This is a genomic window from Sorangium sp. So ce836, from assembly GCF_028553905.1.
GTDB lineage: Bacteria > Myxococcota_A > Polyangia > Polyangiales > Polyangiaceae > Sorangium > Sorangium cellulosum_D.
In genome coordinates this window covers 14,049,674-14,069,841 of the sequence record NZ_CP102233.1, presented here as the reverse complement: position 1 = coordinate 14,069,841, position 20,168 = coordinate 14,049,674, and the positions used below count along the sequence as shown (strand labels likewise).

The window sequence follows — 20,168 nt, the reverse complement described above, 5'->3', positions numbered from 1 at the left end:
TCGTGCTAACGGTCGACGGCGTCCATGACGGCCTGCCACTCCGGCGAGAACGAGCCGTCCGTGCGCTTGATCTCCGACCCTGTGTCCCACAGCACGGGGACGATGCGGCGAGACAGCGCCGCCTCCACCACCGACTGCATCCACAGCCTCCGTGACGCCGGCTCACGGGGGTACTTCTCGCCCAGCGTGACGGCGAACTCGCCGAGGATGACCGGGATGCTCCGCTCAGCGCTGAACGCGCCGAGCTTGTCGAACAGGCCCTTGAGCTCCGCCTTTTCGGCATCCGTGCCCCACGTCGTCTTGGGAGAGCCCCAGGACTCCACCGTGTCGAGGCCGCAGAACGTGTAGGGCGTGTAGTAGTGGATCGAGAGGAAGAGGCTCTTCGTGCCGGCCGGATCGGTCGGCACCTTGAAATCGCTCACACAGGTCCTGTCGATGTCCGTCACGAAGCCGGCGATGAGCAGGGCGCGGCTCGCGTTGTAGCCGCCCTGCTCGCGCACGGTGGTGACGAAGAGCTGGTTCATCTCGTTCAGGGCGGCGTAGTCCGGCGTCCCCCCGTCGTGAACGCCGTTGACCCAGTAGTTCCCCTCCTCGTTCATCCCCTCGAAGATCAGCTTGTGACCGACGCCGCTGAAGGCCGTGGCGATCTGGGTCCAGTAGGACGCGAACTTGGTCTTGACGTCGTCGGTGAGCTTGTACTTGTTGGCGTTGGCCTCGTTGTAGATCCAGCCCCCGTCCCAGTGGATGTTCACGATCGAGTACATGCCGGCGGCCTCGATCCAGCCCACCACCTCCTTGACTCGGGCCATCTTGGCAGCGTCGATCGTGCCGTTGACGGCGTAGGTGTCCCAGGCCACGGGCACGCGCACCGTCTTGATCCCATGGCTGGCCATGCCGTCGATGAACGCCTGCGTGATCAGCGGCTGGCCCCAGCCCGTCTCCCAAGCGGTGGTGTTCTCCAGCGTGTTGCCGATATTGGCCCCGATGCCCATGTCGGCGACCATGGCTGCGGCATCCGCCGGCGTCGCCGATCCGCCGGTCCCGCCGGAGCCCCCCGTTCCTCCCATGCCGGCGCCGCCCGTCCCCGCGTCGCCCGCGCCGGCGCCGCCCGTGCCGGCGCCGCTCGTGCCTGCGCCGCCCGTGTCGGCGCCGCCCGTGTCGGCGCCGCTCGTGTCCGTGCCTCCGCTGCCGCCTCCGGCGTTCCCGCCCGAGTTGCTCTCCGAGGAGCACCCCAGTGCGACGAGCATCAACAAGGGGGCCGTGAGATTGAGCCAAGGAGTAGCCGCAGAGCGGCAGACGTGAAGGAAGGCCATGAACGACACGATATCTCACCTCGCCGCGAATGACAACCTCGACCTCGGCCCGATCCGACCCGGCTCGAGCACGATTTCAGAGGCCATCGTTCGGCGCCCTCAGAACTGGGTGAAGAACTCCCAGGTCACCTTAGGTATCCAGGTCGTGGTGCCATTGTCGCCGGCCCCGCCGTCGGCATGAGCGGCGATGTGCCCACCATCGAATGTGCACACCTTGACGGGATACCCGGCCCTGCACCCCATGAAATGGGTGACAGACCGTTCCTTACGGGATCCGCGGGAGGAAGCGGACCGGGAGCGCGGAGGTGCCGGGAGCCGGCGCTCCAGCCCCCTCGACGCGAGGTCACTCCCAGTTCTTGCGCTGGGGATTCACCCAGGGCGAGGTGCACATCACGCAATCATCGCCGTAGAATAGTGCTTCCCACCGGTATCGTTGTAGATCCAGTAACGGAGCCAGGCCACGATCGCCGGCCGCTGGACGCCTCCCACGTCGCGCGTGATGTACCCATGATCCGCGCCCATCACCGTCGCCAGGAACGTCTGGGTCTGGGACATGTCGTAGGTCTTTTGCTGCATCGGCAGCCCGACCGTGTCCTGCGTCCCGCTGGTCTGCAGCATGGGCCCGTGCAGGGCCGCCGTCACGATGTGGCCGTGGATCGAGACGACGGTGGCCACCGCCTCGTGACCGCCGATCTCCACGGCGGCGGTACCGCCGACCGAGTAGCCCATGGAAACGGCGTGCTCCACGTCGATCTTGCCCTGGTAGGCGCTGCCCGCCTTGCTGTTTTGCTCGATGATCCAGTCGCGCCTCTCCAGCATGGCCGCGCGGTTGTTCGGGGCGTTGGGACCGCCGGTGAGGAGATTGGCTCCAACCACCACGAAGCCGTGAGAAGCGAAGCTCTTCAGGAGATCCGTGTAGCTGGTCACCTGCGTATTGATCCCTGGCCCAAAGATGATCGGCGCGTGCAAGAAGCCGCCCTCGCCCAGGTGTTCAGGCCTGAATATCGTGTGGTTTCCGCTGGGCCCCGAGTTCCGCTCCACGGTCGTCGCGAACGGACCCTCGCCGGAATAATCCGTGATCGGCGGGAGCGGCGAGCCACCGGCCGCCCCCCCGCCGCATCGCCGCCGTCCCCCGCTCCGCCCGCGCCCGCGCCCGCTCCGCCCGCGCCCGCCCCGCCCGCTCCACCGTCGCCGATATCGGCACCGCCGCTGCCGCTGGCAGCGCCGCCCGATCTCCAGCGGTCACGCTGGTCGATGCCCCGCTGGTGGCTGACACGCTGGAGCTGCCCGCGCTGGCACCTTGTGCCGCGTCGCCGGAATCTTCGCCGCACGAGAGCAGCGCGACGCTCGAGAGCAAACAGAAGACATGGAAGCGCCTGACGGCTTTCTTTTCGTCGTGCACGAGGCTCCTCTGGTCGCGTCACGCCAGCGCGAAGCGCTCGCTTCAGGCCGACGATGGCGAAATTGGCAAACAGATGGTTGTCAGGCGCTCCGCCTCGGCGTGCGCCCTGATGTCATCCCAGCCGAGCCCAACTGCTGCTCCTTCCCGCCATGCGTGCGCCTCGTCTGGAGCCATGGCGCGACCGTCAAGGCGAACGCGCATGAGGGCGCAGGGCCCGTTGCGCATGACGGCCTTTCAGGGCAAGGCAAGAGGATATCCGCAGCGCGGAATGTGAACGTTCACATGGCCGGCGTCAATCACAAACTGGCGCGCGGCGATCGCCCGCGGGCGCGAGGTCCGCGTCTGGCGGGGACTGGCGGGGAACGGAGCGGGCGACGCGGCGTGACCGCGCCGTCGACGCTCATGCTCGCGTCACCGACGCCAGCCACACCGACGCAATGCGGCGCAGGCCTGCCGTGCCGACGCCGCCGCAGGGGCGAGCGGCACGCGGCCCGCGGTCGCTCGCCTCCTTCTCCGCGGTTCGGCGATGTACCGGCGGTCTCGAGGGCACAGAGGCCGGGCGCGTCGATGCGTGGCGTCGACGTCGTGTGACCCTGCGCTACACTCCCGCGCAATTCAAAGGAGATTGCTCGCCATGGAGTACCGATCGCTAGGAACCAGTGGGCTCAAGGTCCCCGTGCTCTGCCTCGGCGCCATGACCTTCGGGGAGGCGGACGAGAAGTCGTTCATGCACAAGGTCGGCTGTGATGAGAAGACGTCGTTCGCGATCATGAGCCGAGCGCTCGAGCGGGGCGTGGGCTTCATCGACACCGCCGACGTCTACGGCCAGGACGGGCTGTCCGAGCGCGTGGTGGGCGCGTGGATGGCGGAGACGAAGAGCCGCGATCGCGTGGTGCTCGCCACCAAGTTCCGTTTCCGCATGGGCGAAGGGCCGAACTCCTCCGGCGCTTCCCGCTACCGCATCGTCCGGACGGTGGAAGACAGCCTGCGGCGCCTCAAGACCGATCGCATCGATCTCTACCAGATCCACATGCAAGACATCGACACGCCGGAGGAGGAGACCCTCCGCGCGCTCGACGATCTCGTGAGGGCGGGCAAGGTCCTCTACCTGGGCGCGAGCAACTACGCGGCGTACCGCCTCACCGACAGCCAGTGGATCTCGAAGACCGAGCACCTCCATCGGTTCGTCGCTCTGCAGATGCAATACAGCCTGCTCGTGCGCGACCTCGAGCGCGAGCATATCCCGGTGTGCAAGCAGTTCGGCATCGGCGTCCTCCCGTGGTCGCCGCTCGCCTCCGGGTTCCTGTCCGGGAAATACGTGAAGGGCCAGCCGCCGCCGGAAGGCGTGCGCCTCGAGAAATGGAAGCAGCGCTTCGCCGATTACGACAACGACCGCGGCTGGCGGACGCTCGACGCGGTGAACGCGATCGCGAAGGAGAAGCAGACCACGCCCGCGGCCATCTCCCTCGCCTGGCTGCTCGCCAAGCCGACGGTCACGTCGGTCATCTTCGGCGCGCGCTCGCTCGAGCAGCTCGACGACAACCTCAAGGCCGCCGACGTGAAGCTCTCGGCCGAAGAGGTGCAGAGGCTCGACGACGCGAGCGCGTTCGAGCTCGGGTATCCCTACAACTTCATCGGGAGCCTCCAGAAGCGCTGGTGAGCGCAGCGAGCGCGCCTCCCCCGTCGCCTGCAGTTCGGCGATCGGCGACCAGAACGCCGGCGGCGCGGGCAGGTCCGGATAGAGCGTGCCCGCCGGACAATCGGCCAGCGCGAAGCCGCTCTGCAGCGCGGCGCGATGGGCGAGCGAGGCTCGCCGCGCGACGCGCCGCTGGTTGACGCCTCGCGCCGCCTGGATGTAATGGGCACCCGATGCATCGCGCCCTCGCCACCGCTGCACTGCCGCTCCTCTTGCTCGCGTGCGCCACGGCCTCGCCACCGCCCTCCGCGCCGCCCGCGCCCGCGGCGCCCGCGCCGGCGGCAGCTGCGGCGGCGCCCGACGCGCGCACGCAGCAGGCGCTGGGGGAGCAGCTCGTCGCCGCGTTCAACGATGCCTGGAACCGCCACGACATGGATGCGTTCGCCGCCCTGCACGCCGAGGACGCGGACTTCGTGAACATCTTCGGGATGTGGTGGCACGGGCGCGCGACCATCCGGGAAAACCACGCTGGCATTCACAAGACCGTCTTCCGGCAGAGCCGCCTCGAGAGCGTGCGTGTCGAGACGCGCTTCGTGGCGCCGGACGTCGCGGTGGTCCGATGGGCATGGGTGCTGACAGGCGTCCTCACGCCCGACGGCCAACCTGTGCCCGACATGCAGGGCATCCTGGTCCACGTGGCGCGGCTCGAGGGGGACCGGCTCCAGTTCGTGACGACGCAGAACACGCAGGCGACCGCCGACGCTTTCCGCGTGGTGCGCGGCACGGAGCCGCAGGTCAGACCGGCCCAGTAGCGCCGCCTCGTCATCCCCGAGCGCGACAGCGCGGCTCGAGCTGCGCCAAGGCGGAGCGCCGCGCGCGGTAGGCCGGGTCGACCCCGGTGCGCCGCCGCGGCCGGTCGCCACGAGGCGCGCCCCCCACCGGCGCTCGCCGAGCCGAGCCGAGCCGTCAGCTCGCCATCGCCGCCTCGCCCCGCCGCGGCCCCTCCCCCGCCCCCGAGAGCGCCGCCCGGAAGCTCTGGATCGTCGCGTAGAGCCCCTGCCGGAGCGCCACCCGGGGCTCGAACCCCAGCGCCCGCCGGGCCAGCTCGATCGCCGGGCGCCGCTGCCGCGGATCGTCCTCCGGCAGCGGGCGGAACACGATCCGGCTCGCGCTGCCCGTGAGCCGCACGATCTCCTGCGCCAGCTCGAGCACCGTCACCTCCACCGGATTCCCCAGGTTGACAGGCCCCATCTCCACCGGGTGCTCCATGAGCCGCACACACCCCTCCACCAGATCGTCGACATAACAGAAGCTCCGCGTCTGCGCCCCGCTCCCGTAAATCGTCAGCTCCTCCCCCCGCAGCGCCTGGACGATGAAGTTGCTCACCGCGCGCCCGTCGTCGATCGCCATCCTCGGCCCGTACGTGTTGAAGATCCGCGCGATCCGCCCCGACGCCCGGCCGTGACGGTGGAAGTCCATCACCAGCGACTCCGCGCAGCGCTTGCCCTCGTCGTAACAGGCGCGCACCCCGACCGGGTTGACCCGGCCGAGGTAGCCCTCCGGCTGCGGGTGCACCTCCGGGTCGCCGTACACCTCGCTCGTCGACGCCTGAAGCAGCCGCGCGCCGTGCCGCTCGGCGCACTCGAGCGCGTGCAGCGTGCCCATCACGTTCGTGATCGTGGTGCGCACCGGATCGCCTTGATAGCGCGCGGGGCTCGCCGGCGACGCCAGGTTGTAGACCCGGTCGATCTCGTAATCGAAGGGCAGCGTCACGTCGCGCTCGACCAGCCAGAAGCGGCTGCTCCGCATCAGGTGGGCCACGTTGGCCGGCGAGCCCGTCGAGAAGTCGTCGAGCGCGATGACATCATGGCCTTCCGCGAGGAGCCGCTCGCACAGGTGCGAGCCCACGAAGCCGGCGCCCCCCGTCACCAGGATGCGCATGCTCCTCCCCACCGATCTCCCGTTCGCGTCCACCATCGGAACACCTCCGTTGTCGCAAGCCCGCCCCTCGCGGAGCGGCGAGACCACGCCCGCCCGCGCCGCGCCTCACGCGAGCGGGCTCCGGTGATGCGCGGGGTCGCAGCGGCGGACCCCGGACGGCGCGCCGCTCCGCTCGAGCTCGTCCTCCTCGTCGCCCGCGAGCCAGAACGACGGCCGCAGGAGGAGCTCGTCGATGAGGTCGAGGAGCGTGTCGACGCGGTGCGCGCACGTGTGGCGCGAGAGCACCGTCCGACGCCCGTGCTCGGCCACGCCGCGCGCGAAATCGGGGTCCGCGAGGAGCGCGCGGAGGTGCTCCGTCATCTCGGCGCCGGTGCGCGCGACCAGGTAGTCGCGGCCGGGCGAGAAGAGGCGCTCGGCGTCGGTCCACGGCGCGCTCACGAGCGGGATCCCGCACGCGAGCGCCTCGAACGGCCGGATCGTGGGGATGCCGGGGAGCAGCGCGGCGTACGGCCGCCGCGGGACGTGCACCGTGACCCGGGCGCGCGCGAAGGCGTCGGGGACGAGGTGGTTGGGGAGCCAGCCGGCGTACTCGATGCCAGCGTCCGCGAGCGCCGCGAGCGCGTGGTCGGGGTAACGCACCCCGTGCACGCGCGCGCGCAGCCCGAGCGCCCTCACCGGCTCGATCAGGAACTCGCGGAGCTCCGCCGTCCGCTCGCCGTCCCCGAAGTTGCCGATCCACACGAGATCGCGCTCCTTCTCGACCCCCGGCAGCGGCCGGAACACGCGCGCGTCGGCGGCCTCGTGCCACACCACGGCGCGCCGCGCGACGCCGCGGCGCAGGTAGAGCTCGCAAAGGCTCTTTCCGAAGCCGAGCACGCAGTCGTACCCCGAGAGGTCGCGCCGCACGATCGCGGCCGGATCGGTGAGCAGGCGGTGGTGCGTGTCGTGGAAGAGCAGGCGGTAACGATCGGTGCGCGCGCGGTGCTCGCCGAGGCGCCGCACCAGCTCGGGGTCGTTCCGCTCGTGGACGAGCACGACGTCGACGCCCGCGAGCGCGGCGTCGAGGTCGAGCGCCGAGGGCGCGTAGCGGCGCGGGCAGAGGCGCGGGTACACGGCGGCGACGTCCCGGCCGCGGGCGGCCGCGAGGCGCTCGGCGCTCGCGGCGTCCTCCGGCTCGAAGGCGAGGACGTCGTGGCCGCGGGCGTCGAGCTCCGCCGCGATCCCGCGGAGGAAGTGCGCCTGCCCGTGGTCCCAGTCGGAGAGCAAGGAGTGGCAGAAGAGGGCTATTCGCATGGTGTCCCGCAAGGCGTGGGCGTCGAGGGGGGGCAGGCCCGCGAGGCGGCCTCCGGCCGGGCCGACAGCGCGACGGCGTAGACCTCGAGGTAGCGGCGGGCCATGGCGCGCGGGCTGAAGCGCACCGCGCGCCGGCGGGCGAGCGCGCCGAGCGCCTCGCGGCGCGCGGCGTCCCGGATGAGCTGATCGAGGGCGCGGAGGAGCGCGCCCGGGTCGTCCGCGGGGACGTAGACGGCGGCGTCGCGCCAGAGCTCGCGCAGGCTGGGCAGGTCGCCGAGCACGAGCGCGCAGCCGGAGAGGCCGGCCTCGAGGACCGACATGCCGAACGGCGCGTACCGCGCCGGGAAGGCGTAGATCGCGGCGCGGCCCATCCACCACGCGAGCTCGCCCTCGTTCATCCACCCGAGCGAGCAGAGGCTCTCCCCGGCGCGCCGGCCGACGCCGCCCGGCGCGACGTCGCTCCCGGCCACGAGCACGGGCCACGGCAGGCGCGGCGCGACCTTCTCGAGCGCGGCGAGGTTCTTGGCCTCGTCCCAGAGCCGGCCGGCCGCGAAGACGAACCGCTCCTTCGGGGCCGGCGCGAACCGCCGGCGGTCGCGCGCGTGCGGGATGACGTGGCCGCGCCCCAGGCCGAGCGCGCCGTACTCGCCCGCGAGGGCGCTGAGCATGGCCGCGCTCGGCGCGACCACGGCCTCGGCGGCGCGGAGCCCCTCCGCGACGCGCGCCCGGTAGCCGTCGTGCCGGACCGGCGCCGGCCGGCGGTGGACGGCGCGCCACCACGACAGCACGCAGGCGTGCGCCACGACGACGCGCGGCGCCCGGAACGGCAGGGCGGCGTGGCAGTAGCCGTTCAGGTGGACGACGTCGGGCCGCGTCCGCTCCTCGAGGTCGAGCAGCCAGTCGCCCGCGGCCGCGACGTCGTCCCAGGGGTCGTCCATCCACTCGAGCCGGTAGGCGCTCTCGACGAGCTCGAGCCTCGGGATCGCGGCCGCGGCCGCGCGCGCCGCGGGCGACAGCGGCCCGCCCATGACCGCGAGCGCCGTGGTCACGCCGGCGCGCGCGAGCCCGGCGGCGAGCTCGAGCGCGTAGGTCCACACGCCGCCCTGCGCGTCGGCCGTCATGAGCACCCGGCCGGGCCGCGGCGCCGCCGCGCCGGGGAGGTCGCCGTCACCATGCGCCATGCTCGAGCTCCGGGAGCGGCAGCGGCGGGCCGTCCTGCAGATCGCTGAGCGCCCGGTGCTCGGCGATGTAATGGGCGTGCGCTCGCTCCCAGGCGCCGTCGTCGGGCGCGCCCCACCGACGGACGTACGCCGGAGAGCCGGGGTACGGGAACGTCGGGACCGGCTCGTTCGCCCACACGCCCAGCCCGAGGAGGCGCTGCCGCCACGACGCCGCCTCGGCCGGGTCGTCGGCGTCCGCGTGGATCAGGCTCGCCTGGACGAACGGCACGCTCCGCCGGGCGTGGACGAGCAGCCCGGTGAGCTCCTCGACCGACGCGCCGCACCGCCTCCCGGGCGCGCCGCTCCCCTCCGCCGGGGCGCGCTCGACGCCGGCCTCGATCGAGACGCAGCCCGCGCGGCCGAGGAGGTCGAGCATCTCGCGCGACCAGGCGTCGATCCGGATCTGGACGCCGAACACGACGTCCCGCGCCCAGAGCGCCTCGAGGAGCGCCCGGTCGGGCAGGAAGAGCTCGTCGATGAAGTAGACGTGGCGGACGCCCTGGGCGAGGAGCGCGTCGAGCTCGTCGAGCACGGTCGCGAGCGGGCGCCGCCGGGGCTTGTCGCGGAGGCGCGCCGCCGCGCCGGAAGCGCAGGGGTGGGGGCAGCCGCGCGAGGCCTCCATCTCGGCGCTCGGCCCGTCGGGCACGGCGTCGAAGCGGTGGTGGTGGTGGGCGTGGCGCGCGATCGCCGCGGCGTCCCACCGCAGGGCCGGCAGCGTCCTCATGCAGGCGGCGTACGGGCCGCCCTGCACGTGATCGACGCCGTTCCTGCGGTAGGCGATCGACGGGATCTGCCAGAAGCGCGACTCGGGCGCGCCCGCGAGCAGGGCGAGGAGCTCCTCGCACTCGCCGAGGACCACGACGTCCACGCCGAGCTTGCGGAGCGCCGCGCGGGGCGTGGCGGAGCCGTGGGGCCCCACCGCGACGAGCAGGCCGCCGTGGCCCCGCAGCGCGGCGGTCGCCGCCATGGGCACGCGCAGCTCGGGCGGCGGGCAGCGCCAGAGGAGGTAGCTCGGCGCCGTGGTGATCACCGTCATGTCCGGGCGGAGCGCGGCGACCTCGGCGCGCACGGCGCCGAGGTCGATCCCGCGCGCCTGGGCGTCGATGAGGGCGGCCTCGTGGCCGGCGCGCTCGAGCAGCGCCTTCGCGTACCCGAGCTCGAGCGGCAGGTGCGGCTCGCGGCAGCCGGCGTAGACGCTGCCCTCGAAGCGCCAGGGCGGGTTGACCAGCGCGACCTTCACGAGGCGACCCCCAGCCGCCGGTCCGCGCGGCCCAGCCGGACGGACGCGGGCACGTCCCCGTAGACGGCCCCGAGGCGCTCCTCGACCCCGAGGCGCCATCGATAGAGCGCGCGCAGCCCGTCGCGGAGCGCGACGCGCGGCGTCCAGCCGGTGAGCGCCTGGAAGGCGCGGCAGTCGGAGACGTAGTAACGCTGATCGCCCGGCCGCCACGCGGCGAGCGAGACGGCCGGGCGGCGGCCGTCGAGCTCGGCGATGAGATCGAGCAGCTCGACCGGGCTCACCGCCCGCTCCGGGCCGCCCCCGATGTTGAAGGCGCAGCCCGAGGCGGGCTCGAGCTCGCGCCGCGCGAGCAGGAGGGCGTCGACGAGGTCCTCGATGAACAGCGCGTCGCGGACCTGCAGCCCGTCGCCGTAGAGGGTGATCGGGTCGCGGCGGATGGCGCGCGCGACGAGGTGGGCGATCCACCCCTGGTCCTCGTTGCCGAACTGCCGGGGGCCGTAGATGCAGCTCATCCGGAGCACCGCGGCGCGGAGGCCGAAGGTGCGGGCGTAGTCGAGGACGTACTGATCGGCGGCGCCCTTGGAGCAGCCGTGGGGGCTCCGGAGATCGAGCGGCTGCGCCTCGGAGATGCCGTGCTCGCGCGCGCGCTCGCAGAGGGGCTGGTACCGGTCCTCGCGCCGCTCGAGCGGGAGGTCGGCCAGCGCGCCGTAGACCTTGTGGGTCGAGGCGAAGACGAGCGGCGGCCGGCGATCGAGCCGCCGGAGCGCCTCGAGCACGTTGAGCGTGCCGCGCGCGTTCACCTCGAAGTCGAGCGCCGGGTCCGAGATGCTGCGCGTGACGGCGACCTGCGCGGCGAGGTGGAAGACGAACGAGGCGCGCCGCACGGCGTCGCTCACGGCCTGCTCGTCGCGGATGTCGCACAGGAGGACCTCCACGCCGTCGCCGTGGCGCTCCCGGAGGAGATCGACGTTCCGCTCGACGAAGGCGCGCGAGAGGTTGTCGAGGACGAGGACCGGCTCCCCCTCGCGGAGGAGCCGATCGGCGAGGCTCGATCCGATGAAGCCGGCCCCTCCGGTGATGAGGACGGGCGGCTTCACAGCGAGAGCCCCCTCGCCTCGAGCTCGGCGCGCGCCTGGGCGGCGCCGTCGCGCGCGACCTGCCCTTCGATCCAGCCGGCGAGCTCGAGGAGCCCGCGCTCGAACGGGACGGACGGCGCGAACCCGAGGACGCGCCGCGCCTCGCGGGCGTCGGCGAAGCAGTGCCGGACGTCGCCCACGCGGCACCGGCCGGTGATCTCGGGCTCGATCTCGCGCTTGCCGAGCGCCTTGCAGAGCGCCTCGGCGACGTCGCGGATCGAGCGCGGGCGGCCGCTGCCGATGTTGAGCGCCTTGCCGGCGGCGGCGTCCTCGGCGAGCGCCTTCGCGCAGGCCTCGGCGACGTCGCGCGCGCTCACGAAGTCGCGCTGCTGGAGCCCGTCCTCGAAGACGAGCGGAGGGCGGTTGTTGAGCAGGCGCGAGGCGAAGATCGCGATCACGCCCGTGTAGGGGTTGGAGAGCGCCTGGCGCGGGCCGTACACGTTGGCGAGGCGGAGCGCGACGACGGGGATGCCGTAGGCGCGACCGGCGATGAAGCAGAGCCGCTCTTGATCGTACTTGGAGAGGGCGTAGACGGACTCGAGGGCAGGTATCTTGTCCTCGGGCGTCGGCACGGGGACGAGGGGCTCGCCGTCCGCGGCGCAGATCTCGAAGGCGCCGCGCTTCAGCTGCTCGACGGGCCGGCTCCGCGGGGCGACGAGCTCGCCGCTGGCCCGGCGGTAGAGGCCTTCTCCATAGACGCTCAGGCTGGAGGCGACGACGAGCCTCCGCACCGGCTGCTCGGCGAGGGCCTCGGTGAGCACGGCGGTGCCGACGGTGTTGACGGACGTGTACCGCTCGACGCGGTACATGCTCTGTCCGACGCCCACGGCGGCGGCGAGGTGGACGACCGCGTCGACGCCGCGGAGGGCGCGCCTCAGGGCGTCGCGGTCGCGGACGTCGCCGACCATGAGCTCGACGGCCGGATCGAGGTGGGCCGGGCGCCGCCGGTCGGGGCCGTGGACCTGGGGTACGAGGCAGTCGAGGGCGCGGACGCGGTGGCCTGCGCGGAGCAGCTCGTCGGCGAGGTGGGAGCCGATGAATCCGGCGCCACCCGTGATCAGGACATGGTCAGGCATATCATGCTCCGTTCCGGTCTGGACGAGCAGCGGGCGGCGCGAGAGAGCACCTCGCGAGCGGGCGGCGCAGGACGGCGCGGCGGACAGAGCGCCCGCGCGCCGCGATCTCCCCCCGGCTCCGCGCCTCGCTGCGCTGGAGTCTCCGAGGGGACACCGATTAACATGCGGTCCTGAGGCTCGCAATCCGATCGGGGGCGCTTTGTCATGCGGCCGATGTCGCGCCTCGCGCGCTCCCTGGACAGGGTACGGAGCCGCCGGACGACGGCGCAGACTCGATGTGTCGCAAGCAGCGTTCGACAGGAGGAGCGATGTTCGCGCGAGCTTCGCGCGGGCGATGAGAGCGGCCGGGGACGACGCCGGGAAGGAGCGGGCGCCCTCGGCGCGGGGCGGAATCGCGGCTGCGCGACGGCGTCGTGGAGGGGCGCGCCCGGGCGGGCGAGCGCGCCCGATCGGCCCGGGGACATGCCGCTGGCTCCGATCTTGCCGAGGCGAGAGGAGGCGAGGAGGAAGGGGGCGAGCGTGCTGGGATTTCCGCTCTGGATCCGACTGACCCACCTCTTCAACTTCCTGTTCCTGACCCTCCTCCTCCGCAGCGGGATCGAGATCCTCGGAGGGCACCCGAAGCTCTACTGGAGCGACGACGCCCTGCCGGGCAGCGAGTGGCTCCGATTGACCCGGAAGGCGCTGCCCAGCGGCGAGCCGTGGACGGCCGAGGACGAGATCCAGCCCTGCTCGCCCTGGCTCGCGATGCCGGGGCGGAACAACCTCGGCCTCGGCCGGCACTGGCACTTCTGGTCGGCCCTCGGCTGGGTGGCAGTGGGGCTCGTCTACGTGGCGCTGCTCGTGGCCACCCCGCAGTGGCGGCGCCTCGTCCCGACGTCCCTTCACGTCTTCGCGGACGCCTGGCGCGCCCTCACGACCTACCTGCGCCTGGAGCTGCCCCCCGAGGGCAACCCGTACAATCCGCTCCAGCAGCTCACGTATTTCGTGGTGGTCTTCGTGCTCGCCCCGCTGCAGATCGTGACGGGGCTCATGATGTCGCCGGCGCTCGGGGCGCGGTTCCCGTGGTTTGCTCGTCTGCTCGGCGGACGCCAGGCCGCTCGCAGCCTGCATTTCCTCGGGCTCGTCGCCTTTTCCCTCTTCCTCTTCGTCCATGCCGCCCTCGTCGTCGCCCACGGATTCGGCGCGGAGATGGCGAATATCGTCCTCGGCAGCGAGGCCGCGTCGCGGCCGCTCGCCGTCGCCCTGGGGCTCGCCGGCATCGCGCTCGTCGCGGCGCTCCACGCGGCGGGGACCCTCTATTCCCTGCGGCGGCCGGCGCGCACGAAGAGGCTGCTCGAGATCGGCGTCGACCCCCTGCGGCGCGCGCTGTTCCACCACTGGGCGCCGCGCCAGCGCCGCGACCGCATCTCCGCAGTTGCCCGGACGAACGGGCGCCCGCCGCGGAACGAGGCGTACCGGCGCCTCGCCGAGGGCGGCTTCGCGGCGTGGCGGCTGGAGATCAAGGGGCTCGTGGCGAAGCCAGGGAGACTATCGCTCGAGGACCTGCGCGCGATGCCGCCGAGGACGCAGTCGACCCTGCACGTCTGCATCCAGGGGTGGAGCTATTTCGCCGAGTGGACCGGCGTCGCGGTGTCGGATCTCCTCGATCGGCACGAGCCGCTGGATAGCGCGCGCTACCTCGTCTTTCACACCCTCGACGAGAAGTGGGAATCTCCCGGTCACGGGCATTACTACGAGGTCATCGATCTGGAGACGGCGAGGATGCCGCAGGTGATCCTCGCCTACGAAATGAACGGGCAGCCGCTGCCGATCCCGCACGGCGCGCCGCTGCGGCTGCGCGTGGAGCACCAGCTCGGCTACAAGATGGCGAAGTGGGTGTGCGCGATCGAGCTCGTGGAGGACTTCCGCCGCATCGGGAAGGGACAGGGCGGCTGGCGGGACGACGTGCTGAACTACTACCCATCCGACGCGGGCATCTGACGCGGCGACGCAAGCCTGCGGCGAGGGCGATGGCCCCGCGCGCGAGGCCTGCGCAGCCGCTGCTCGATCACGTCGCGCAGCACGACGGCCTGGTTGTGGAGCTCGTCCCTGGCTCCATACACGAGCGTCACCGTCTCGCGCCTCGCCCGGGCGACGAGCTCGTCGGCGAGCCCCGCCGCCGGCTGCCGGCGGAGCTCGTCGCGGTAGCGCGACGCGAACTCCTCCCACCGGCTGACATCGTGACCGAACCATCGGCGGAGCTCGTCGCTCGGCCCGAGCTCCTTCATCCAGGCGTCGATCGCGAGCGCGTCTTTACGGATGCCGCGCGGCCACAGGCGATCCACGAGCACCCGGTACCCGTCGGCCGCCTCGGGCGGCTCGTAAGCCCGCTTGAGGCGGACCGCTCCCGCGGTCTTGCCGCCGGCGGGCGCGGCCCGCCCCCTGCCCGTCGCCATCCGCTGCCTCGTGCTGGCCATGCGCCTCCCCCGTGCACATTGCAAGCCTTGCACGCTGCAAGCCGCGGGCCCACACGCCGTGACCCGCGGCCGAGCACGGAGGGGCTCGGCCGAACCGCAGGCGAGGCGCTCGTCGTCGCGCCTGGCATCGGCTCGAACCCTTGAGGCGAGAGATCCGGGGAGGGCTCTGCGCGGGCTCTGGCGTAGGCTCAGCTCGCGGTCGGCTGGCCGGTCAGGCGCAGGTAGATGTACGCGTAGCCGAGGGCCGCGATGGGCCCGGCCACGAGCGTGCCGACGCAGCAGGCGAGCATGCCCGCCACCACGAGCGCGAAGACGAGCAGGCCATAGACGAAGATGCCGCCCTTGTGGCCGGTCGTGATTCGCCAGCTCTCCTTCATCGCGTCGACGGCGCCCAGGTTCTTATCGACGATGCACATGTTCGTCATGCTCAGGCCGAGCGCGAGGAGGATGCCGGGGACGAGCAGGAAGACCATGCCGACGCCGATGGCCAGAGAGGTCAAGATCTGGGCGCCCAGGATGGACATGAACCACCGCCCGCCGCCGAGGATGTCGTTGAACGCGTACGGCTGGCCGCGCGCCACCTTCAGGAGGAGATTGGACAGGCCTCCAGCGAAGTAGCTGCCCACCACGAAGCCGACGAGCTGCATGAGGACCTGAATGGACGACCCGACGGCCGGCGCGTCGCTCGCGAGCGCCGCCTGGATGCCACCACCGATGACGTTGGGGAAGCCCGCCGCGAGCCCGACGACGGCCACGGCGCCGATGATCACCGCGGGGTCCCGCTTCACCCGCTCCCAGCCGAAGGACGCGGCATCTCCCGCTCCCCACGACGTCGGGCCTCCCATGCCAGGCGGCGCACCGTAGGGGCCTCCGCCCGGCGGCGGACCGTAGCCCCCGCCGCCAGGAGGCGCACCGAACCCGCCGCCAGGCGGCTGACCCCAGCCGCCGCCACCAGGAGGCGGGCCCCAGCCGCCGCCAGGAGGCGGCCCGTAGCCGCCGCCAGGAGGCCCGCCGCCAGGAGGCGGCCCGTAGCCGCCGCCAGGAGGCCCGCCGCCAGGAGGCGGCCCGTAGCCGCCCCCCGGAGGCTGACCGTAGCTACCGCCCGGCGGCTGGCCATAGCCGCCGCCCGGCTGTCCCGGCGGCTGGCCATAGCCGCCGCCCGGCTGTCCCGGCGGCTGGCCATAGCCGCCGCCCGGCTGTCCCGGCGGCTGACCGTAACCGCCTCCCGGCTGCCCCGGCGGCTGGCCGTAACCGCCGCCCGGCTGCCCCGGCGGCTGACCGTAACCGCCGCCCGGCTGTCCCGGCGGCTGACCGTAACCGCCACCCGGCTGCCCCGGCGGCTGGCCGTAGCTGCCGCCAGGCTGGACCGGCGGCTGACCGTAACCGCCGCCCGGCGGTGGGCCGTAACCGCCGCCGCCCGGTGGCTGACCGTAACCACCACCGCCCTGACCGCCCCCTGATCCCCCGCCCCAGCCACCTTGGCTCATCTTGTCTCCACCGGGTGTGAATTCCAGCGATGCCCGACCCAACCACCGCCACTATACGTGGCGGGCGCCGGCACGGAACAACTAACTTCTCTCTACGCAGCCAGCGCCCCGTAGGCCCCCGCACCGCCGCGCAGGATCGGCCGTCGAAAACCTGCCGGCATTGCGAGCAGCGCCGTCACGACAGATTGCGCAGGGCGTTTCTCGATGGACGGCAATCGACCCATCGAGGTCCATTGCGGGACACGCGCACGAAACGGAAGAGCACGAGACCGAATAGCACGAAACGGTGACGGATCACCTCGACGGCACGCCGCTCAGGCAGAGCCCGGCGACGCTGCTCGTGAACGAGGTCCCGTCCTCGCGCTTCACCTCGGCGGAGTTGCCCTTGAGCGGCGACAGAAACACCCCCTCGACAACCCCGGCCCCCTGCTTCGCCGTCACGAAGCGGCCAACGAGAGCCCCCGGCGACACCGCCTCGACCGGCGCCCCAGGCGCGATCGCCTGCTCCTCGGGCAGCTCCGCGCGCCGGAACCCCCCGAACCGCACCGCCGTACCGCCATCCGCTTTTGGCACAATTTTACCGATGCACTGCCCAACCGGGGTGCTGACGGCCGCGTAGCGCACCGTGGCGTCGATCGGCTGCCGCCGTGATTCGCCCACGAGGACGGCGGCGATGGCGAGGACGAACGCGGCGATCGGGACCACCACCGCGGTCGCGACGACCGCAGCGGCGGCGCCGGACGTCGCGCGGCCGAACGAGGCGAGCTCGGCGCTCACGGCCTGCTCGAACGACCGCAAGATCACCACCTGCCGCGCGCGCACGCGCTCGAGGACCGCCGGCGCGATCAGGTTGTCGGCGGCGCAAAAGCCGCACCGCGCGACCGCGCCGTCGCCGCCGCCGAGCGGCGCGCCGCACACGTGGCACGCCGCCGGCTCGCCCGGGGCCGCCGGCGGGCGCGCGGCGCACGCCTCCTCGATCCGCCGCTGCCGCCGGCGCACGAGCGCGAGCACGGCCGCGCCCGTCCCGACCGTGCCCAGCCACGCCGCCACGACCATGCCGCCGGTGACCAGGTTCCCCTCGGGATCGGGGCTGACCCAGACCCCGAGCAGGATGATCGCGGCGAGCGCCGTGATCGGCACCGACGCCAGCGAGAACACCACGACGAGCCGCGCGTGCCGCCGCGACGCCGCGACAACCATCCGCCGCAGCGCGTCCGAGAGCTGGCGCCGGCGAGCGTCGGTCTGGAAGACGACGTGCGCCGCGGCGCGCAGGCCCTGCGCCGCCTCCGCGGGCGGCGGGCCGCGGTAGTGGCACGCCGCGCACGCCACGAGATCCGGGCTGGCGAGCGATACCGGCGCTGGGCGCCCGCAACGCGGGCAGTGCACGGCGAGCATCGGCCGATTCTACGCCAGCCGCGTCTCGGCGCGTCAAGGCGCCCCGCCGCGCGCCAGGCGGAGCGGCTCACGATCGCGCGGCCTCGACCGGCGTGCGGCCGCGGCCGCCCTCAGCGCGCCCGCCGCGCCGCCTTGCGCGCGCGCTTCCCCACCGGCGCGAGTTCGCGGAGCGCCGCCGACAGCGACGAGAACGTGGCCAGGACGCCGAGGTCGACGCCGACGAGGCTCATCGCGATCTCGGGGCGCACGCCGACCAGATAGACCCGCGCTCCGAGCAGCGCGGCCGCGCGGCTGGTCACCCCCAGCGTGTCGGCGACCTGGGCATCCACGAACGGAACGCCCGTGAGATCGAGCAGCACGCGGAGCGCCCTGTGCCGGCTCACCCCCTCGGACACCTTCTCGAGCACCTGCCGGGCGCGGCCGGCGTCGATCATCCCGATCAGCGGCACGAGCAGCACGCCGGGCAGCAGCGGGATGAGCGGACAGCCCAGCTCGCGCACCGTCTCCGAGAGCGCGCGCTCGATCGCATACGCCTTCTGCAAATCGGCGTGCTGCGCCGAGAGCGACTCCACCAGCGCGTCGCGCTCCAGGGCCGCGCCGAGCAGCGTCCCCCAGATCGCGACCGTGCCCTCGTCGCCGGTCATGGCGACGTGCGTCGGGCCGACGAGCACCAGGATCCCCCAGTCGCGCCGCGCAGAGCGGATCGGCAACAGCAGCACCATGTGCGTGCCGTCCGTGGCCGAGGGCGGCAGCATCTCCACCGGCGGAAACGCCTCCACCGGGCAGCGGCTGCCGATCGGCGGGGTCGGGCTGCCGTCGCGGCTGTAGGCGCCGGCGACGACGAGGCCCGCGCGCGCCTCCGGGTCCTCCCACAAGGCAAGGCTGCCCCACACCACCGTGGTCGTCTCGAGCCACGAGAGCGACCGCGACGCCTGCTGGGTGCCGCCGAGCAGGGCGAAGCTCACGTCGTAATTGGTCCTCGCGAGCACCCCGAGCGTCTGGACGACGTGCGTCTCGGCCTCGAGCCGGGCCCGCGCCATCGCGAGGCGCGCGAGCTCCAGGTAGGCGTCCACCCGCCGCCTGGCCGCGGCGTCCAGGGGCGCGCCGCGCCGCTCGTGGAGCTGGCCCAGCAGGCGGATCGCCGCCAGCAAGGTCCCCAGATCGGGCGTGATGTCGACCGCCTGCCGGCAGGCGCACCTGAGCTCGGCCGCCGAGGGCAGCGCGGCGCCCTGGAGCGCCGCGAAGTAGCCGTCGATCACCGACGCGACCGCCGGCCAGATCTCGCTCGGCGGGGTGTCGGGCGGGAGCGGCCGGGGAAGGAGCAAGAGCTCGACCATCTGCCGCGCCAGGGCGCCGCGCGCGTCCTCCTCGGACGCCGCGTCCTCCCGGTCGAGGAACTCCTCGACCGTGTGGCACCCGCACGAGCTCCGCACGACGAGCGCGTTGTCCGTGTGCACGCCCTCGGCCGGGAAGGGCTCGCCGGCGACCATCGACACGATGAGCTCGCACGCGGCGCTCCCCATCATCTCGAACCGCTGGCGCACGGTGGTCAGCGGGGGATCGACGCCCTGCGCGTCCACCACGTCGTCGAAGCCGACGATGGCGAGATCCTCGGGGATGCGGACGCCCGCCGCCTTCAGCAGCGGCATCATGCCGAGCGCGTTCTTGTCGGTCCCGAAGACCGCCGCCGTGCACCCGGGCAGCAGCGCGAGGAGCGCGGGCGCGGCGCCCTGGCCGCCGCTGTACCAGTTGTTGTCGCTCCGGACGACCAGATCGGGATCGAAGGGGATGGCCGCCTCGGCGAGCGTGTCCTTGTAGGCCGCGAAGCGCTCGCGCACGTCGTACGCGTCGAAGTAGCCGACGAACGCGATGCGCCGGTGCCCGTGCTCGATCAGGTGGCGCACCGCGCTCCGCATGCCGCCGCGGTTGTCCGGGATCACGGCCGGGCAGTCGACCTCGGCGGCGCGGGTGCCGACCGTGATGAACGGGACCCCCGCGCGCGCGAGCGCCTCGATGCCGTGCAGCTCGATGACGACGATCCACCCGTCCACCTGCTCCCGGGCGAGCGACGGCGCCTGGACCTCGGACGGCGTGCCGCGCAGCACCAGCGTGCGGAGCCCGAGCTGCTGGGCCGACGCATGGATGCCCATCAGGACGGGGTTCCAGAACGACCCGTCGAGAAAGGGGGTGATGACGCCGACGGTGAGCGGGCGGTCCGCGGCGGCGGGTGCCGCGCCATGGAGCGGCGGGGCCGTCGTGCGGCGCGCGGGAGGGACGGTGCTGCGCGCGGGCGGGAGGGAGCTGCGCGCGGGAGGGAGGGAGCTGGCCCCTCGTCCCGAGCCCTGCCCCGGGTCGCTGGGAAGCTCGCCCCACTGCTCCGGCACCGGGACGCCGCTGTCCCGCCCTCCCTGACCCATCCTCGTGCTCCCTCCCGGTCTGCTCGACCCCATGCAGCTGCGCCTCCGGCCCGGAGGCCAGCGCGATCCCTAGCCGATCTCGGGTGGGCGGTGTGGAACGCAGCGATGCCCTCGTTCCGCCCGTCCGCGGTCCGGCCGGGGATCGCCAGCCTT

The 20,168-nt window shown here is 73.0% G+C and carries 16 protein-coding genes; 4 read left to right on the top strand and 12 right to left on the bottom strand.

All coding sequences use genetic code 11. The features are described 5' to 3' along the window. Positions 1 to 5: 5 nt before the first annotated feature. Complete coding sequence (locus NQZ70_RS51380; protein ID WP_237244830.1) at positions 6 to 1,247, bottom strand: glycoside hydrolase family 5 protein; 1,242 nt, start codon at positions 1,245 to 1,247, stop codon at positions 6 to 8. Positions 1,248 to 1,311: 64 nt separating this feature from the next. On the opposite strand from NQZ70_RS51380, the gene NQZ70_RS51375 reads away from it, so the two are divergent. Beyond that, positions 1,312 to 1,494: a hypothetical protein gene (locus NQZ70_RS51375; protein ID WP_129580759.1), complete on the top strand. Its 183-nt coding sequence runs from the start codon at positions 1,312 to 1,314 to the stop codon at positions 1,492 to 1,494. Positions 1,495 to 1,703: 209 nt separating this feature from the next. On the opposite strand, the gene NQZ70_RS51370 is transcribed toward NQZ70_RS51375, so the two are convergent. After that, complete coding sequence (locus tag NQZ70_RS51370) at positions 1,704 to 2,240, bottom strand: dienelactone hydrolase family protein (protein WP_237244829.1); 537 nt, start codon at positions 2,238 to 2,240, stop codon at positions 1,704 to 1,706. A gap of 1,109 nt (positions 2,241 to 3,349) precedes the next feature. Between NQZ70_RS51370 and NQZ70_RS51365 the strand changes: the two genes are divergently transcribed. Both NQZ70_RS51365 and NQZ70_RS51360 read left to right on the top strand, forming a co-directional pair. Further along, positions 3,350 to 4,375 carry an aldo/keto reductase gene (locus NQZ70_RS51365; protein WP_129580758.1) on the top strand — a complete coding sequence of 342 codons (1,026 nt, stop codon included), beginning with the start codon at positions 3,350 to 3,352 and terminating at the stop codon, positions 4,373 to 4,375. A 209-nt stretch (positions 4,376 to 4,584) separates the two neighbouring features. Then, the gene (locus NQZ70_RS51360; protein ID WP_129580757.1) at positions 4,585 to 5,163 is read left to right on the top strand and encodes an SgcJ/EcaC family oxidoreductase; all 579 of its coding nucleotides are present in this window, start codon (positions 4,585 to 4,587) and stop codon (positions 5,161 to 5,163) included. A gap of 154 nt (positions 5,164 to 5,317) precedes the next feature. Here NQZ70_RS51360 and NQZ70_RS51355 read toward each other — a convergent pair whose 3' ends face one another. The 6 genes from NQZ70_RS51355 to NQZ70_RS51330 form a co-directional block, all read right to left on the bottom strand. Next, positions 5,318 to 6,328 carry a UDP-glucuronic acid decarboxylase family protein gene (locus NQZ70_RS51355; RefSeq protein ID WP_129580756.1) on the bottom strand — a complete coding sequence of 337 codons (1,011 nt, stop codon included), beginning with the start codon at positions 6,326 to 6,328 and terminating at the stop codon, positions 5,318 to 5,320. A gap of 69 nt (positions 6,329 to 6,397) precedes the next feature. Beyond that, complete coding sequence (locus tag NQZ70_RS51350; protein WP_129580755.1) at positions 6,398 to 7,585, bottom strand: glycosyltransferase; 1,188 nt, start codon at positions 7,583 to 7,585, stop codon at positions 6,398 to 6,400. Further along, positions 7,576 to 8,766, bottom strand: coding sequence for a glycosyltransferase family 4 protein (locus NQZ70_RS51345; RefSeq protein ID WP_129580754.1), 1,191 nt, complete (start codon positions 8,764 to 8,766; stop codon positions 7,576 to 7,578). The genes NQZ70_RS51350 and NQZ70_RS51345 overlap by 10 nt, the downstream gene beginning before the upstream one ends. Further along, complete coding sequence (locus NQZ70_RS51340; protein ID WP_129580753.1) at positions 8,753 to 10,045, bottom strand: TIGR04295 family B12-binding domain-containing radical SAM protein; 1,293 nt, start codon at positions 10,043 to 10,045, stop codon at positions 8,753 to 8,755. The genes NQZ70_RS51345 and NQZ70_RS51340 overlap by 14 nt, the downstream gene beginning before the upstream one ends. Continuing rightward, complete coding sequence (locus NQZ70_RS51335; RefSeq protein WP_129580752.1) at positions 10,042 to 11,142, bottom strand: SDR family NAD(P)-dependent oxidoreductase; 1,101 nt, start codon at positions 11,140 to 11,142, stop codon at positions 10,042 to 10,044. The genes NQZ70_RS51340 and NQZ70_RS51335 overlap by 4 nt, the downstream gene beginning before the upstream one ends. Next, on the bottom strand, positions 11,139 to 12,257 hold the full coding sequence (locus tag NQZ70_RS51330; RefSeq protein ID WP_129580751.1) for an NAD-dependent epimerase/dehydratase family protein: 1,119 nt from the start codon (positions 12,255 to 12,257) through the stop codon (positions 11,139 to 11,141). The genes NQZ70_RS51335 and NQZ70_RS51330 overlap by 4 nt, the downstream gene beginning before the upstream one ends. A 519-nt stretch (positions 12,258 to 12,776) precedes the next feature. On the opposite strand from NQZ70_RS51330, the gene NQZ70_RS51325 reads away from it, so the two are divergent. Continuing rightward, positions 12,777 to 14,240, top strand: a complete 1,464-nt coding sequence (locus tag NQZ70_RS51325) for a molybdopterin-dependent oxidoreductase (RefSeq protein WP_207217688.1) — start codon at positions 12,777 to 12,779, stop codon at positions 14,238 to 14,240. Here the strand turns inward: NQZ70_RS51325 and NQZ70_RS51320 are convergent. From NQZ70_RS51320 to NQZ70_RS51305, 4 genes are all read right to left on the bottom strand, one after another. After that, the gene (locus NQZ70_RS51320; RefSeq protein ID WP_237244828.1) at positions 14,216 to 14,716 is read right to left on the bottom strand and encodes a DUF488 domain-containing protein; all 501 of its coding nucleotides are present in this window, start codon (positions 14,714 to 14,716) and stop codon (positions 14,216 to 14,218) included. The two genes, NQZ70_RS51325 and NQZ70_RS51320, sit on opposite strands and share 25 nt — an antisense overlap. Before the next feature lie 188 nt (positions 14,717 to 14,904). Continuing rightward, positions 14,905 to 16,203, bottom strand: a complete 1,299-nt coding sequence (locus NQZ70_RS51315; RefSeq protein WP_129580749.1) for a hypothetical protein — start codon at positions 16,201 to 16,203, stop codon at positions 14,905 to 14,907. 294 nt (positions 16,204 to 16,497) lie between these two features. Continuing rightward, positions 16,498 to 17,598: a hypothetical protein gene (locus tag NQZ70_RS51310; RefSeq protein WP_237244827.1), complete on the bottom strand. Its 1,101-nt coding sequence runs from the start codon at positions 17,596 to 17,598 to the stop codon at positions 16,498 to 16,500. A 110-nt stretch (positions 17,599 to 17,708) separates the two neighbouring features. Continuing rightward, complete coding sequence (locus NQZ70_RS51305; protein WP_129580748.1) at positions 17,709 to 20,015, bottom strand: substrate-binding domain-containing protein; 2,307 nt, start codon at positions 20,013 to 20,015, stop codon at positions 17,709 to 17,711. Positions 20,016 to 20,168: the final 153 nt, after the last annotated feature.

Coding starts and splice junctions, on each gene's coding strand:
- NQZ70_RS51380 (WP_237244830.1), bottom strand. CDS start 1,247: ATGCTCGTCGCACTGGGGTGCTCCTCGGAGAGCAACTCGGGCGGGAAC.
- NQZ70_RS51375 (WP_129580759.1), top strand. CDS start 1,312: ATGAACGACACGATATCTCACCTCGCCGCGAATGACAACCTCGACCTC.
- NQZ70_RS51365 (WP_129580758.1), top strand. CDS start 3,350: ATGGAGTACCGATCGCTAGGAACCAGTGGGCTCAAGGTCCCCGTGCTC.
- NQZ70_RS51360 (WP_129580757.1), top strand. CDS start 4,585: ATGCATCGCGCCCTCGCCACCGCTGCACTGCCGCTCCTCTTGCTCGCG.
- NQZ70_RS51355 (WP_129580756.1), bottom strand. CDS start 6,328: ATGGTGGACGCGAACGGGAGATCGGTGGGGAGGAGCATGCGCATCCTG.
- NQZ70_RS51350 (WP_129580755.1), bottom strand. CDS start 7,585: ATGCGAATAGCCCTCTTCTGCCACTCCTTGCTCTCCGACTGGGACCAC.
- NQZ70_RS51345 (WP_129580754.1), bottom strand. CDS start 8,766: ATGGCGCATGGTGACGGCGACCTCCCCGGCGCGGCGGCGCCGCGGCCC.
- NQZ70_RS51330 (WP_129580751.1), bottom strand. CDS start 12,257: ATGCCTGACCATGTCCTGATCACGGGTGGCGCCGGATTCATCGGCTCC.
- NQZ70_RS51320 (WP_237244828.1), bottom strand. CDS start 14,716: ATGGCCAGCACGAGGCAGCGGATGGCGACGGGCAGGGGGCGGGCCGCG.
- NQZ70_RS51315 (WP_129580749.1), bottom strand. CDS start 16,203: ATGAGCCAAGGTGGCTGGGGCGGGGGATCAGGGGGCGGTCAGGGCGGT.
- NQZ70_RS51310 (WP_237244827.1), bottom strand. CDS start 17,598: ATGCTCGCCGTGCACTGCCCGCGTTGCGGGCGCCCAGCGCCGGTATCG.
- NQZ70_RS51305 (WP_129580748.1), bottom strand. CDS start 20,015: ATGGGTCAGGGAGGGCGGGACAGCGGCGTCCCGGTGCCGGAGCAGTGG.